Annotated in this window: 13 protein-coding genes; 4 read left to right on the top strand and 9 right to left on the bottom strand. The window is 58.8% G+C overall.

Annotated features, from left to right (window positions below):
* The first annotated feature begins 91 nt into the window (after positions 1 to 91).
* On the top strand, positions 92 to 313 hold the full coding sequence (locus HU766_RS16890) for a helix-turn-helix domain-containing protein (RefSeq protein WP_186659259.1): 222 nt from the start codon (positions 92 to 94) through the stop codon (positions 311 to 313).
* Positions 314 to 440: 127 nt separating this feature from the next.
* Here HU766_RS16890 and HU766_RS16885 read toward each other — a convergent pair whose 3' ends face one another.
* The 3 genes from HU766_RS16885 to HU766_RS16875 form a co-directional block, all read right to left on the bottom strand.
* Complete coding sequence (locus HU766_RS16885; RefSeq protein ID WP_186659002.1) at positions 441 to 1736, bottom strand: FAD-binding oxidoreductase; 1296 nt, start codon at positions 1734 to 1736, stop codon at positions 441 to 443.
* A 13-nt stretch (positions 1737 to 1749) separates the two neighbouring features.
* Positions 1750 to 2838: a polyamine ABC transporter substrate-binding protein gene (locus HU766_RS16880; RefSeq protein WP_186658999.1), complete on the bottom strand. Its 1089-nt coding sequence runs from the start codon at positions 2836 to 2838 to the stop codon at positions 1750 to 1752.
* Positions 2839 to 2903: 65 nt separating this feature from the next.
* Positions 2904 to 4262, bottom strand: coding sequence for a glutamine synthetase family protein (locus HU766_RS16875; RefSeq protein ID WP_033697674.1), 1359 nt, complete (start codon positions 4260 to 4262; stop codon positions 2904 to 2906).
* 150 nt (positions 4263 to 4412) lie between these two features.
* Between HU766_RS16875 and HU766_RS16870 the strand changes: the two genes are divergently transcribed.
* Together HU766_RS16870 and HU766_RS16865 are read left to right on the top strand one after the other, a co-directional pair.
* On the top strand, positions 4413 to 5312 hold the full coding sequence (locus tag HU766_RS16870) for a helix-turn-helix domain-containing protein (protein ID WP_033697677.1): 900 nt from the start codon (positions 4413 to 4415) through the stop codon (positions 5310 to 5312).
* 71 nt (positions 5313 to 5383) lie between these two features.
* The gene (locus tag HU766_RS16865; protein ID WP_186658996.1) at positions 5384 to 7297 is read left to right on the top strand and encodes an AAA family ATPase; all 1914 of its coding nucleotides are present in this window, start codon (positions 5384 to 5386) and stop codon (positions 7295 to 7297) included.
* Positions 7298 to 7333: 36 nt separating this feature from the next.
* Here the strand turns inward: HU766_RS16865 and HU766_RS16860 are convergent, their stop codons facing one another.
* Positions 7334 to 8719 (bottom strand): aldehyde dehydrogenase family protein, encoded by a 1386-nt coding sequence (locus tag HU766_RS16860; RefSeq protein WP_186658993.1) that lies wholly within the window; start codon positions 8717 to 8719, stop codon positions 7334 to 7336.
* 106 nt (positions 8720 to 8825) lie between these two features.
* Here HU766_RS16860 and HU766_RS16855 point away from each other — a divergent pair, with 106 nt between their 5' ends.
* A complete protein-coding gene (locus HU766_RS16855; RefSeq protein ID WP_186659256.1) occupies positions 8826 to 9692 on the top strand; it encodes a LysR family transcriptional regulator in 867 nt (288 codons plus the stop codon).
* A gap of 248 nt (positions 9693 to 9940) precedes the next feature.
* On the opposite strand, the gene HU766_RS16850 is transcribed toward HU766_RS16855, so the two are convergent.
* The 5 genes from HU766_RS16850 to HU766_RS16830 form a co-directional block, all read right to left on the bottom strand.
* Positions 9941 to 10123, bottom strand: coding sequence for a PAAR domain-containing protein (locus HU766_RS16850; RefSeq protein ID WP_186658990.1), 183 nt, complete (start codon positions 10121 to 10123; stop codon positions 9941 to 9943).
* Positions 10124 to 10133: 10 nt separating this feature from the next.
* A complete protein-coding gene (locus tag HU766_RS16845) occupies positions 10134 to 11129 on the bottom strand; it encodes a type VI immunity family protein (protein ID WP_346656682.1) in 996 nt (331 codons plus the stop codon).
* A complete protein-coding gene (locus HU766_RS16840; protein WP_186658984.1) occupies positions 11089 to 11229 on the bottom strand; it encodes a hypothetical protein in 141 nt (46 codons plus the stop codon). Before HU766_RS16840 ends, HU766_RS16845 begins: the two co-directional genes overlap by 41 nt.
* A 638-nt stretch (positions 11230 to 11867) precedes the next feature.
* On the bottom strand, positions 11868 to 12332 hold the full coding sequence (locus HU766_RS16835) for a hypothetical protein (protein ID WP_186658981.1): 465 nt from the start codon (positions 12330 to 12332) through the stop codon (positions 11868 to 11870).
* Positions 12325 to 14265 carry an RHS repeat-associated core domain-containing protein gene (locus tag HU766_RS16830; protein WP_238338623.1) on the bottom strand — a complete coding sequence of 647 codons (1941 nt, stop codon included), beginning with the start codon at positions 14263 to 14265 and terminating at the stop codon, positions 12325 to 12327. Before HU766_RS16830 ends, HU766_RS16835 begins: the two co-directional genes overlap by 8 nt.
* Positions 14266 to 14348: the final 83 nt, after the last annotated feature.

Here is a 14348-nt window from a genome sequence, read left to right as displayed (position 1 = left end):
GTGCGGGGGAGTTGGCCAGTGGTCAGGGGCAATCTCGAAAGGCGGTGGCGGTATGCTGTGCCAGGGCTTGGCCGCCGTTCAACTGGCATGAATCCCGGCAACTCGGCGCATAACACTGAAACTTCCTACGCTACGGTTGGACATCCGACATTTGCGTGAGGCACTCAACTTCAGCCAGCCGGTGTTCGCCATGCATCTGCACACGAGTGTTTCGACAGTTCGAAAATGGGAGCAGGGGGAGACGCGCCCTGCAGGGCCGGCGCTTAAATTGCTAAACATCATACAATGCAAAGGCTTACAAGCGATTCTTTAAGTGCTTTGTACTAAATGGTCTTGCCTTGCTTGCCTTATAAATCAGTAAGTTAGCGAATATTCTTCAGGTTCTACATTGGTGTGCCCTCATCACACAGGCTTGCATGATGAGGGCGCAGAGGCAGCGCTTACCCCAGCACCTCGCGCAACCGATACCACAACATCCCCAACGCCAGCAGCGGTGAACGCAGCGCCTTGCCGCCCGGGAAGGTCAGGTGCGGTACCGCACTGAACACATCCAGCCCTTGGCTGTGGCCCACGGCAATGCCTTCGGCGAGCAGTTTGGCCGTCCAGTGGGTCACGTTCAACCCATGCCCCGAATAGCCCTGGGCATAGTAGACGTTCGGGTGCTGGCTCAGCCGCCCGACCTGGGGGAAGCGGTTGGCCGTAATGCCGATCATGCCGCCCCATTGGTAATCGATGCGTACCTCGGCCAGCTGCGGGAACACCTTGAGTACCTTCGGCCGCATGTAGGCGGCAATGTCCTTGGGGTCGCGCCCGGAATAATGGCAGGCACCCCCGAACAACAGACGGCGGTCAGCGGTGAGGCGGTAGTAGTCCAGGCCGACCTTCTGGTCGCACAGCGCCATGTTCTGCGGGATCAGGCTACTGGCGAGCGCCTCTGACAACGGCTGGGTGGCCACCACATAGCTGCCGGCTGGCAGCACCTTGCCACTAAGGCGCGGCTCCAGTTCATCGAGATGCGCGTTGCAGCCCAGCACCAGGCTGTGTGCCCTGACCGTGCCGTGGGCGGTGTGCAGGGTCACGGTGGGGCCATGCTCGATGCGCAGTACCGGGCTCTGCTCGAAGATGCGCACGCCAAGGCCTGCAGCCGCGCGCGCCTCGCCCTGCACCAGGTCCAGTGGGTGCAGATGGCCCGAACCCATGTCCACCAGGCCACCGGCGTACTGGTCGCTGGCGACGACCTGGTGCATATGCTCGGGGCTGACCAGGCGTGTTTCGTGCCGATAACCCAGCGCGGCGAGGTCGTCCTGTTCGGCCTTGAAGGCGGCAAACTGGGCGGGAGTGTTGGCCAGTTCGCAGAAGCCCCAGCGCAGGTCACAGGCAATACCGTATTGCGCGATGCGCCCGGCCACCAAGGCCACCGAATCGATGCCAGCCTGTTGCAGGTAACGCACGCCATCCTGGCCGACATAACGGGCAAAACCACTGACGTCATGGCCGATGCCGCGGATCAGTTGGCCACCGTTACGCCCGCTGGCGCCCCAACCGATGCGCCGGGCTTCGAGCAAGATCACCGACAGCCCCCGTTCGGCAAGTTCGAGCGCGGTATTGACCCCAGTGAGGCCGCCGCCGACCACGCAGACATCGGCCGTCAGTTCGCCGTCCAGGCTGGGGTAGGGCGCCGTGTGGCGTGCCGTGGCGGCATAATACGAAGCGGTGTGCAGGGTATCGAAAGGCATGGGTGTTCTCGGCTCAGCGGTTGGACTTGATCTTGCTCCAGGAGCGGGTCATCACGCGCATGATCTTGGGGCTGGGCGTGCTGGAGATGTACAGCTTGTCCAGCACGTGCTGGGGCGGATAGACCTCGGGGTTTTGCACCAGGGCTTTGTCCATGTAGGCCTGGGCGTCGGGGTTGGCATTGGCATAGCCGACCGTGGTGCTGACCTTGGCGATCACCTGCGGCTCGAGCAGGTAGTTGATGAACGCCAGGGCCTGGTCCGGGTTGGCGGCGTCCTTGGGGATAGCCAGCAGGTCGAACCACAAGTTGCTGCCTTCCTTGGGAATGCTGTAGGCAACCTTGACGCCGTTGTTCGCTTCCACCGCGCGGTTGGCGGCCTGGAACACGTCGCCGGAGTAACCGAAGGCCACGCAGACATCGCCGTTGGCCAGGTCCGAGACATATTTTGAGGAGTGGAAGTAGGTGATGTAAGGGCGCAATTGGAGCAGGCGGGCTTCTGCCTTGGCGTAGTCCGCAGGGTTTTCGCTACGTGGGTCCATGCCCAGGTAGTTGAGGATCGCCGGGAACAACTCGTCGGGCGAGTCCATGAAGGCCACGCCACACTGCTTGAGTTTTTTCAGGTTCTCGGGCTCGAACAGCACCGCCCAGGAGTCGATGTGGTCGATGCCCAGTGCGACCTTGACCTTGTCGACGTTGTAGCCGATGCCGTTGGTGCCCCACAGGTAGGGCACTGCGTACTGGTTGCCGGGGTCGTTCTGCTCAAGCTGCTTGAGCAGCTTTGGGTCAAGGTGCTTCCAGTTGGGCAGCTTGCTGCGGTCCAGCGGTAAAAAGGCCCCGGCCTGGGCCTGGCGAGCGAGAAAGTGGTTGGAAGGCACGACCACGTCGTAGCCGGTGCGACCGGCCAACAGTTTGCCCTCCAGGGTTTCATTGGAGTCGAACACGTCATAGACCACCTTGACCCCACTGCTGGCCTGGAAGTCGGCCAGTGTGGTGTCACCGATGTAGTCGGTCCAGTTGTACACGCTGACGGTCGGTGCAGCTTGGGCGGCAGCGCCGAACAGCAAAGTGAATGCAGCAGGAACCAGGGATTGCAGATGACGCATGTCGACACCTCGTTGGTTTTGTTCTCGGTTTCGATGGAGGCGGGGCGCCGCGCGCCCCGGGCAAATCAAACGCTGAGCATCAGGAATTCACGCTCCCAGGAGCTGATCACCCGTTTGTAGTTCTCGTGCTCGGCACGCTTGACCGCGACATAGCCCTGGACGAATTGCTTGCCCAGGTATTGCTGCACGGTCTCGCAGTCTTCCATGTGCTGCAGGGCATCTTCGATGGTGATTGGCAGGCGCAGGTTGCGTCGCTCATAAGCCCGGCCCTGCACCGGCGCGCTCGGGTTGATCTTCTCGATCATGCCCAGGTAGCCGCACAGCAGGCTCGCGGCGATGGCCAGGTACGGGTTGGCATCGGCGCCCGGCAGGCGGTTCTCGACACGCATCGCCTCGGGGCTTGAGGTCGGCACCCGCAGCCCGGCCGTGCGGTTCTCTTCGCCCCACTCGACGTTGACCGGTGCCGAGGTGTCCGGCAGGAAGCGGCGGAACGAGTTGACGTTTGGCGCGAACATCGGCAGCAGCTTGGGGATGTACTTCTGCAAACCGCCGATATGGTGCAGGAACAGCTCGCTCATGCTGCCGTCTTCATTGGCGAACACCGGCTTGCCAGTGGCGATGTCGACCACACTCTGGTGCAGGTGCATGGCGCTGCCAGGTTCATCGGTAATCGGCTTGGCCATGAAGGTAGCTGCAACGTTGTGCTTGAGCGCCGCCTCGCGCATGGTGCGCTTGAACACGGTGATCTGGTCGGCCAGGTCCAGGGCATCGCCGTGGCGGAAGTTGATTTCCATCTGCGCCGGGCCGTCCTCGTGGATCAGCGTGTCCAGGTCCAGGCCCTGCAGTTCGCACCAGTCATAAACGTCTTCGAACAGCGGGTCGAATTCGTTGGCGGCGTCGATCGAGAACGACTGGCGACCGCTTTCAGCGCGCCCGGAGCGGCCCAACGGTACCTGCAGTGGCAGGTCCGGGTCTTCGCAGCGCTTGGTCAGGTAGAACTCCATCTCCGGCGCGACGATCGGCTGCCAGCCTTGGTCGGCGTAAAGCTTGAGCACCTTCTTCAACACGTTGCGCGGTGACAGCTCGATGGGGTTGCCTTGCTTGTCGAAGGTGTCGTGAATGACGATCGCGGTCGGCTCGATCGCCCAGGGGATCTGGTACACCGCAGCCGGGTCAGGGCGGCAGATCATGTCGATGTCGGCGGCATCGAGCAGGCTGTAGTAGATGTCGTCGTCAACGTAGTCGCCGGTGACCGTCTGCAGCAGCACGCTTTCGGGTAGGCGCATGCCGCGCTCATGCAGAAACTTGGCGGTCGGCGCGATCTTGCCGCGGGCGATGCCGGTCAGGTCGCTGATCACGCATTCGACTTCGGTGATCCGGTGTTCTTTCAGCCAGGTGGACAGCTGATCGAAGGGGGCGTTCATACAGACCTCTTGGTTGGGTTTTTGTGTGCGCGGCGGGAGCCGGTGGCTTCCCAGGTGACGCGCTGGGGACTATCTTGGTCGCAGCCCCCAGGGCAATCTATCCACTTTCTCCGGCAATCAATGCACCAAAAGAGTGCAACAGGACGATGCGTGACAACGCCCAATGCCTTGCAGGTCCAGGCTTTCCACACCACCGATGTCACCGAGCAGGTGCGTGCCACCCCAGGCTGGCAACAGCAGTACCGGCAAATGTCGCCGGGGCACTTCAGCGGCGAACTGCGCTGCCTGGGGCTGGATGGCGTGGAGGTGTATGAAGAGCGTCTCAACACCCGTGTCGAGCAATTCTTCCGCCCCCCGAGCGGTTCGCTGGCGTTCTGCTTCGACCGTACGGAGAACAGCCTTTACCTGCTCAACGAGCAGAGCCGTAATATCTGGATCACCCCGGAAAACTACGAAGAGGTGGCGGTGGTGTTCGACCAGGCGTTCCTGGCCCGTCATGGTCTCGATACCCAGCGCCTGGACGGGCTGTTCATGGTGCCGTTGGGCAGTGGCCAGAACGCGTTGTTCGGCAGTTGGCTGAGCGCCACCCTGACCCGCCTGGGCCATGCCGATTGCCCGCTGCAGGGGCAGGCGCTGGCCGAGCAACTGCTGGAAGACTGCCTGTTCATTCTCGACAGTGCCTGCCAGCGCCTGGACGGTGGCGCGCTGGGCAGGCGAAGTGAAGCGCGCGAGATCATGCGCCGGGTCAGTGAGTGGGCGGCGGACTGCCCCGAAGAAACGCTCAATTTGATGGCGCTGGCCGACGTGGCCGGTGTTTCCCTGCGCCAGTTGCAACAGGCGTTCAAGGCGTTCACCGGTATGCCGCCGGCGCACTGGCTGCGCTTGCGCCGGCTCAACGGTGCGCGCCGAGACCTGCTGCGCCAGGCCGATGTCACGGTGGCCGAGGTGGCGATGCGCTGGTCGTTCTGGCACCTGGGGCGGTTTTCCGAAAGCTACCGGCAGTTGTTCCGCGAGTTGCCGAGTGAAACGCTGAAGCGGGGCAGGGGCTGAGGGCAACACTGAACCCAGCACACCCTTCGGAAAGTTGTTATCGTGCCGGGCTGTTCCCACCCGAGGTCCCGATGTTCTACCTGCCGTTGCCCAGTGACCTAGCCGACCGTCTCGCCAGCGAACCTGCTGCCAGCGACTTTTTCTTAACCGCCAGTGTTGTGCAGGCGGCCGCAGTGCTGTTCGTGCAGAACCTGCCGCGCCAGCCGGCCACCGCGACGGCAGATGCGCAGGAACGGCGCTTTGCCGAAATCGTGCGCATCGCCAGCGAAGTCGAAACCGCCGCACCGGGCCGCTTTCAGGGCCAGGTGGCGCAGCACTTCGACCGCGAGGCGTTCGCCATGGGGCTGGGCATGCTGGGTGAGAATGGCATCGGCCTGCTGGCCAGCGAGGTCGAGTACGACAGCGACGCCTTGCTCGATGCCGAAGGCCAGTGGAATTTCCGCTTTGCCGACAGCTACCGGCAGCAGGTCACGCCGCTGCACCCGGTCTACCTGCCCTCATTGGCCAGTGACCTTTTGTTGAGTGATCAACAAAACCGCCTGCTGCGAGAGTTTCTCTCCGGCGTCGACGAGTCTGTTGCGGTGCAAGGTTTCGCCGGCACCGGCAAGACCTTCCTGATCCACCAGTTCGCCCGCTTGCTCGACCCCCAGCGCACGCTGCTGCTGGCCTTGACCGAGGGCCAACTGCGCGCATTGCAGGCACGCGTCAAGGATGCCCAGGCCTACACCGCGCTGACCTTTGGGCAGTTGGCAGACGAACTCCTCAACCGTGACCTCACCAGTAATGGTTGGCGCCTGCGCGACCCGTATCGCACCAAGCTGTCCTGGCGCCCGCAGGAAGCGCAGGTGGTGAAGTGGTTGAATATCCCCGATATCGGCCCGCTTGACGCCCGCGATGTCGTGGCCTTGTGTATCAAGGCCGTGCGCAGTTTTTGCCGAACCGGCGATGCCCAGTTGCAGTTGCACCATTTGCCCTGGGCTGGGCCCGGCACCTCGCCGCTGGACCAGGAAGTGCTGCTGGAGAAGGCGCGCTTGTACTGGCAGGAGCTGATCCGCCCATCAACGCGGGAAATCCAGCTGCCGGTGCGTGATTACCACCGGGTCAAACTGCTGTCGTTGACGCAGGACGTGATCGACAGCCGTTACACCCACATCATCGTCGACGAGGCCCACGAGCTTTCGGCGCCGATGCTCGCCGTGCTGGACCGAAGCCCGCAATCGGTCATCACCCTGGGCGACGAGCTGCAGAACCTCAACGGCCTGAGCCCGCACCATGGCGGCTTTATCCGTCAGCGCTACATCGACCATTCGCTGCGCGCCGGGCCGGCGATGGACAACGTGCTCAACCCGTTGATCCAGGCGCACCCGGCCAAGATACAGGCCGCTTTCAGTGGCAGTGCCGAACACTACACCCGGGTCAGCTTCTTCGACACCGTCACGGTGCCGGAACAGCCCACGGCGTTGATCGTCGATGATGAATGGGGGCTGTTTGGCTGGTTCCAGCGCCTCACTCACCAAGGCGTGCCCTTCGTGCTGCTGAAGAGCGCACGCAAGGATTTCGAGCTTTTCGTCGAGGACTGCATCGAGCTGTACCGGTTTGGCACCCGGCCGCGCCACCCCATGTTGTTCCGCTATGCCAGCTGGCAGGCGCTGGAGCAGGACAAGGGCGATGACAAGGCCTTCGTGGCGGTGGCCAACATGCTGCGCAAGGGCTATACGCCAGAGCATTTTGCCAAGGCCAAGAGCCGTTATCGCTGGGACAAGGCGCCCAAGCTGTTCCTGGGGCGGGTGAGCGACGTGAAGAACATGGAGTTCGCCCGGGTGATGGTGTCACCGGAGCTGATGGTCACGCCGGTGGTGGCGGGCAATCGCAACGAACGTGCACGGATGCTGGCGGGCCTGTATACCGCCTGTTCGCGGGCACGGCATGAGCTGATCGTGCCAGGTGGGATGCTGGACTGGGTGAAAGACCAGGTCAGGGATTGAAGTGATTGGGGCCGCAAGGCGGCCCCAATGCACCGGTCAGTTACGGTCCAGCCACACCGTTTGTGCGTTGGTGAACTCGCGTACACCAAAGTGCGACAGCTCACGGCCAAAACCACTCTTCTTCACGCCACCAAAGGCGACGCGTGGGTCGGATGCGCAGTAGCCGTTGATGAACACGCCACCGGTATCCAGTGCCGCGGTCATGCGTTCAGCCAGTGCATAGTCAGCCGTGTAGATAGTCGCGGCCAGGCCGAACTCGCTGTCGTTGGCCAATGCCACCGCATGGTCGGCATCTTGCGCCGTGATGATCGCGGCCACGGGCCCGAACAGCTCCTGCTTGAACGCGGTCATCTCAGGGGTGACGTTGGCAAACACGGTCGGTGCGTAGAAGTTGCCCACGCCGTCGACCTTGTTGCCACCCAGCAGCAGGGTAGCGCCTTCGGCAAGGGTCGCCTGGACCTGGCCATCGAGTTCGTCGCGCAGGTCATAGCGGGCCATCGGGCCGATGTAGGTGTCGTCTTCCAGCGGGTTGCCGACTTTCAGCGCGCGCGTCGCTTCAACGAACTTGCGGGTGAAGGCTTCAACGATGCTCTCTTCGACAATAAGGCGCTTGGCCGCGGCGCAGACCTGGCCGGTGTTCTGGTAGCGACCAATGACAGCCGCCTTGACTGCGGCATCCAGGTCGGCGTCGGCCAGCACGATGAACGGGTCGGACCCGCCCAGCTCCAGCACGCACTTCTTCAGCGCGGCCCCGGCTTGTGCACCAATCGCCATGCCAGCGCGCACGCTGCCGGTCAGGGTCACGGCGGCAATGCGTGGGTCGTTGATGGCGCGGGTGACACCGTCCGGCGTCACGTTCAGCACTTCGAAGACGCCCTCCGGCAGGCCGGCATCCTTGAACAGTTCACCCAACAGGTAAGCGCTGCCCATGACGTTCGGGGCATGCTTGAGCACGTAGGTGTTACCGGCGAGGATCGCCGGCACAGCGCCGCGCAGCACCTGCCAGACCGGGAAGTTCCACGGCATCACGGCCAGGATCGGCCCCAGCGGGCGGTACTCGATGCGGGCTTTCTCGATCTGCGTCGGCTCTGCTGCCAGCATGGCTGGGCCGTGCTCGGCATACCAGCGGCACAGCCCCACGCACTTGCTCACTTCGCCACGGGCCTGCGTGATCGGCTTGCCGATTTCACGGCTGATCATCTGCGCAAAGGCTTCGGCCTTGGCTTCGAGGGTGCTGGCCAGGGCAAGCAGGTACTCGCTGCGTTGACCCAGCGACACCAGCCGCCATTGCCCATAGCCCACCTTGGCACGTTGCAGCGCCGCTTCCAGTGCGGCGTCGGTATCGAAGGGGTAGGCGCCAATCTGCTCGCCGCTGTGCGGGTCGAGGGAGATGGCATGGGTCAGGCTGCTGATCGCGCTCATGGCGGACACTCTCGTTGTTGTTAATCAGTGACGCCAGACTAGTGGTGTAGGGTTTTAATGAAAACTGAATAATAATGAGCGAAACATTCACGTTTGGAGAATGACTGTGGACCTGGTGCAACTGGAGATCTTCAAGGCAGTGGCCGAGCAGGGCAGCATCAGCGCTGCCGCGCAGCATATCCATCGGGTGCCCTCGAACCTGACCACGCGCATCAAGCAGTTGGAAGAAGACCTGGGCGTAGAGCTGTTCATCCGCGAGAAAAGCCGCCTGCGCCTGTCGCCGGCGGGTTGGAACTTTCTCGAGTACACCCGGCGCATTCTCGACCTGGTGCACGAGGCGCGGTTGACCGTGGCGGGCGAGGACCCGCAGGGCACCTTTGCCCTGGGCTCGCTGGAAAGCACCGCGGCAGTGCGTATTCCTGCCTTGCTGGCGGCGTACAACCAGCGCTACCCCAAGGTCGACCTCGACCTCTCGACCGGGCCTTCCGGGACCATGCTCGAAGGGGTGTTGTCCGGGCGCCTGGTCGCGGCGTTCGTCGACGGGCCGCTGCTGCATCCAACCCTGGAGGGCATGCCGGTGTTCGAGGAAGAGATGATGGTCATCGCGCCCCTCAACCATGCACCGGTAACCCGTGCCCAGGACGTCAACGGCGAGAGCATCTACGCGTTTCGCGCCAACTGCTCGTACCGCCATCATTTCGAGAACTGGTTTGTGCAGGACCAGGCCGTGCCGGGCAAGATCCATGAGATGGAGTCTTATCACGGGATGCTGGCCTGCGTGAGCGCCGGGGCGGGGCTGGCCATGATGCCGCGCAGCATGCTCGACAACATGCCGGGTTGCAGCACGGTGAGCGCCTGGCCGATGTCGGAGGATTTTCGCTATTTGAAGACGTGGCTGGTGTGGCGGCGGGGCGCGGTTTCGCGGAGTTTGAGCATGTTCGTGAAGTTGCTGAAAGAGCGGCGCCTGAGTTGATGTTTCGGGTGCCATAACGAAGGGGGGTATAGCACACGCCGGGTTCAGGACGCTTGGGAGGCCTCGGGGGTGGGGCTTCGAGAAATACGAGGCCCGTCACGACCCAAAGGCACTCTACTTGGGTTTGATCGATTCAACGATGGACGCTGCCGTGGGAAGCGCTGGCGATCAGGCTGGCGCCACAGGCGGTTTTGCTACGCATTTGGTTAGTTCAGGGTAAGTGTCAAGGGCTTTGGTGGAGGTGATCGTTAAGATATTCTGACTGTCATTGATAATGAGCCACTTATGATCACTGCACCACAGTCAAGACGGTCACCCACGCAAGCAACTGGGCGGCTATTGATAGTGAAAAATTTCGTCCCGCTGCTGACCTTTGTGGGGCCGCAAAGTGGGCAAATGTGCAGGTGACCGACTAAAATTATACCAGGCATATTGGAAGGCTTATTCCCGATGGGGAGGACTGCTGTTGAGTAGGGTATCTAACATCAAACGCTCCTCTTCGATTTTATTCACTTCCGCGGCTGAGTAGCGATAGTACTGTCTTGGTGTCGTCGGCGCACTGCGGCCTGGAGGAAGATCGAAGCGGTGCATCCATAAGTTGCTCGTGCGAACATTAAAACGAATTTCACCTGCAATAGAGCCGTAATGCAAAGAGCCAATATTGGTGGTTCTAAGTGGTTCAATTATTTTATTTACTTTAACATAAAGCTCAGGAAGAGGGTCGATGTCCAGCTTTCCTAAAACAGGCCAGTGTCCAGCTTTAATTATGGTTGTGGATGTTTCTTGTGTAATTGTGATTCGAGTGTCATTGAGGAGTTCTGTTAATGGCTTTTCACTGGTAAGATTTTTGATCCAGTCACTATTGATGTAGGTGTACCAATTGAGCCCGGAGTAACCTGATCGCCAGTGTTCATTAGCGATGAGCAGGCTAAGATCCACGCCTCGATAGTTAGCCAAAATTTCGTACTCGGTATGCTGGTAATTTTGGTGCTCATGGCAGTTCTGAATGCCGAAGCCGGCAGAGCCGTGTAAAGGCTCTAAGAGGTTGCACAAAGATTTTATCAGTTTGTCAAACTCGTTTGTGTTTTCTCTTAGTGCGTCGACGGGCAAGTAGACTCTAATCGTACTCAATGCGTGGTGAATCTGTTCGAACCAGTCGGCCGGAGAGAGTGCTTGAAATAGGTAATCGCCTACGGCATTAAATCCTTTTTCAGATGACCACATGAATGATGCTGGTTCTGATGCGCTCTCAGAGGTAATGTAGGCTATACAGTTTTTTTGGGTTTGATCGTTTAAGTTGTGTTGGGTTATGTTTTCGCTACCCATGTATCCCCAGTTAAGGTGTTCTTCATAAAGTTGGCAGTAGATTTTAAAGGCCTCTGCAATGGCCTGTCTCCTAGATGGCGTGTACGCCTTGCAAATAAAAAACAGCGACAATTCCTACCTTTATAACGGGCTGGCCATCGTGTGCATCATCCGCGTAGATAAGGTCCCAGCGATGTTTTTCGAACGCGTTGAAGAATTCACTTTCAGTCATTGGATTTCTCCGGAAGGTCGTCCCAGCTGACATAGCTCTGCACGGTTGTGGACGGATAGCGTTGATAAGCGTTCCACTCTTCGATATTAACGCTTAACCTTTGGGAGGGCGTTGCAGAGGACGAGTCCTCTGCGGATGTTGCAAACGCGGGCGAAGTCGCGCCCGCTCCGAGTAGGCCTGCAATCATCTCTTTACTTGAAATATTAACGAATGGGGCGAAGCGGACAGATTGTCCTCCTGCGTGAGCAACTAATGCGCTACCTTCGGCAGTTGCTAATACCGGCGAAGCTGCTATTGTCATCATTACGCTCCCTACCGCGACAAATGGGACAGCAAGTGTAAGTTCAATCCCGGCAGTCGCTCGTTGTCTTTCCACGTATGAGTTATCTCTAGCTGTCGCACTCACCTGAGGGCCGGAAGCCGGTGATTGAAAGCCCAATAATCGCCGGGCTAGTGTGGTGTTTCAGAAATACAAATGAAAATTACCTACCCAGGGCCCGTGAGTAATTGAGACCATGCCGGCATAGTTTTTCGCAAACTTGTCGAAGCGTTTCACGATCAGACGGTCTCTGTCTAGCTACGGGCCATATCTCCCCTGGCTATTTTTATACGATAACCCTGCTAAATCGTGGAAGGTTTTACCGATTTTGTTGCTCTACTATGCCAGCGTAAAAAAAACTTTCCTCGTACGAATAGATTATTTTTTGCCTATTGACTATTAAGGCGATACTTGTTTCATCACTGGGGTAAAAAAAATCGCTCCATGATTTAACAAGTAGGTCTGCAGGTACAATGGCGCTCGCTTTTTTCCCCCAGAAGAAAAAAATGGACGAGGTATCTACTAGTTTGTTCTTGAAGAACAAAGACGATTCTTGGTGGTGATCAAAGTCTAGCTTTTTTTCTTCTGTCACAAAGCAAAATGATGAATTCATGTTCATTAAATGGTCAAATGGAAATATCACATTCCATAGGTTTTCAGACTCTTCCGCGCCAAGAAAAACGATTTGTCTTTTTTCTTTAAATGATAGTGAGCAATCCTTGGAGTTAAATCTCCATGCGATAGGGTACTTTTTCTCGTCCAGAATGACTGATTTTCTATTCATAAAATATATGCCCGGCGCCACCAGATTTTTTACCCATACTCCAGTCTTTCCATTTGACATGAGGGATATTATTCTCTGGTGCGTTTGCTGTGTGAGATTCATTGGGGTGGTGTTCATATCCTTTTTTGTACGGTGCTTCAGAATAAGTGGGGTGGTGATCTACTTTTCCTCTGGCATCTTTTAATAATTGGTCGGCAGTGGCTTTATCTTTTACTCTAAAATTGGATTTACCACCTTTCTGGATTGTTTCAGTTGCCTTTTTCCATTCGGAGCTGCCACGCTTAATAATAGGTAAATTAGTAGCATCACCAACTTCGTTGCCGGTTAGGCTACATTCCATTAAGCCAAGCGGGTCGATCCAGCTTAGCGGGTTCGGCGCATACGCATATGTATTTAGCCCTCCCTCCACCCCAATCGGATCCGTCTGCGTAAATCGTCCAATATCTGGGTCATAGAACCTGAACATGTTGTAATGCAGTCCCGTTTCCCGGTCAAGATACTGGCCCTGAAACCGTAAATTCTGCTCTCGTGCATGCCGAGGGCTGCGCCACTCACCCCGTGGCTTTCCCCATATCGCATACTCGCTGCACCAGACTGTATCACCCTCGATATTTGTCAGCTGTTCGGGCAGGCCGCCTGGATTGGTCTGGAAGTAGAGTACTTCCTCGTTGTCTGGCTTTCCGTCTATTCTGGCCAGCGGCTCGTAGCTAGCCAAATTGGCATACACATACAAGCTGGCCAAACCGCTCTGCACCTCTTGCAACAAGCGCAGCCCTTGCCAGTGAAACAGTACGCGTCGGCGCGGCTCTGGATAGTCCTTCTGATAAACCTCCTTGCTGATTCGTCTACCCAACGGATCATAGGCAAACACCACTCGCTCACGCTCACCACTGCGGTACTGCTCCACGCAAACCAGCCGATGCTCAGCGTCGTACTCAAAGTACTGCACCCAGTTGCTGCCAATCCGCTTTTCGCACAACCGCCCAAACCGGTCATAGCGGTAGCGTTTGTCCTGATAGACCAGGACGCGGTTGTGCTTGATCAAGCCGTTGAGCTTGGGCCCGTCGAACAGGTTGCCGGCCTTGTCGTACTTGTAGTCTTCGACCTGCGTAGCTTGCCAATTGGGGCGCGACTGCTGGACGGTCTGCAATTGCTCGTTGAGGTCGTAGCCGTAGCGGTTGCGTCCTGAGTAACTCTTGCCGGTGTGGGGCAGGTCATGGAAGCGGCCGATGATTTGTTCGAGGTGCGCGGTGTTATCGTCGTACGCATTGGTCCCGCCTCGGCGCTGAGTCTGGGTCAGCACTTCGGCAACCAGGTTGTCGCTCGCGTCGTAGCAGTAGGCCTTGTCGAGCAGCGGCAGCACTTCCACAGGGGCATCGCGATAGTGGATAGCCTTGCTGGCCAGACGGCCGCAATTGTCGTATCGGGTGCGTGTGACCAGCTGTCCTTGGGTGCGTAGCACTTCGTCGTGCACCGCATCGCGCTCGAAGTCGCTGATGACCCGGCCGTTCAGGTTGATCTGGTGCAGGTGCCCGCTGCCGTAGTACAGGTGGTTGAGTTCACGCTGATCGGGCAGCACCAACGTCTGCAAGTTGCCCAGCTCGTCATAGCGATACTGCAGCAGGCCAGCACTGTTGGTTTCACTGAGCAGTTGCCCGGTAGCGTCATAGGTGTAATCGAGTTGCTGCTTCTCTCCCTGGTTATCCGTGAGGGTGATGGACAGCAGATTGTCGGCAGCGTCGTAGCGGTACTCGGTGGTGCCATCTTCAGTACGCTTGCTGACAAGACGGCCCAGTGCATCCCGCTCGAAGTCATGGCGGATGGCGGTCACTCGTGTTGGCGGAGCGTTGTCGGACAGTGGCGGCAGTTCTTCAGGGGAGGGGAGATGGGTAAGCCGCGTGATCTCATCGTGTCCGCTCCATGAAGCCCACATTCCAAGCGACTACCTGAAGCCCGATGCTGCGCTCCCGATTTCTTTCTGGAGCCAGTCCGCCATGATGCGTCCCGACAGCAAAG

Origin of the sequence: Pseudomonas sp. SWRI77 (assembly GCF_014269105.1) — a bacterium.
Lineage (GTDB): Bacteria > Pseudomonadota > Gammaproteobacteria > Pseudomonadales > Pseudomonadaceae > Aquipseudomonas > Aquipseudomonas capeferrum.
The sequence above is the reverse complement of the archived record's forward strand: the minus strand, read 5'-3'. Positions and strand labels throughout refer to the sequence as shown.

Excerpts from the sequence above, each read along its gene's own strand:
- HU766_RS16885 (WP_186659002.1), bottom strand. The coding sequence starts at position 1,736 with ATGCCTTTCGATACCCTGCACACCGCTTCGTATTATGCCGCCACGGCA.
- HU766_RS16880 (WP_186658999.1), bottom strand. The coding sequence starts at position 2,838 with ATGCGTCATCTGCAATCCCTGGTTCCTGCTGCATTCACTTTGCTGTTC.
- HU766_RS16875 (WP_033697674.1), bottom strand. The coding sequence starts at position 4,262 with ATGAACGCCCCCTTCGATCAGCTGTCCACCTGGCTGAAAGAACACCGG.
- HU766_RS16865 (WP_186658996.1), top strand. The coding sequence starts at position 5,384 with ATGTTCTACCTGCCGTTGCCCAGTGACCTAGCCGACCGTCTCGCCAGC.
- HU766_RS16860 (WP_186658993.1), bottom strand. The coding sequence starts at position 8,719 with ATGAGCGCGATCAGCAGCCTGACCCATGCCATCTCCCTCGACCCGCAC.
- HU766_RS16850 (WP_186658990.1), bottom strand. The coding sequence starts at position 10,123 with ATGCCTGGTATAATTTTAGTCGGTCACCTGCACATTTGCCCACTTTGC.
- HU766_RS16840 (WP_186658984.1), bottom strand. The coding sequence starts at position 11,229 with ATGACTGAAAGTGAATTCTTCAACGCGTTCGAAAAACATCGCTGGGAC.
- HU766_RS16835 (WP_186658981.1), bottom strand. The coding sequence starts at position 12,332 with ATGAATAGAAAATCAGTCATTCTGGACGAGAAAAAGTACCCTATCGCA.
- HU766_RS16830 (WP_238338623.1), bottom strand. The coding sequence starts at position 14,265 with ATGTGGGCTTCATGGAGCGGACACGATGAGATCACGCGGCTTACCCAT.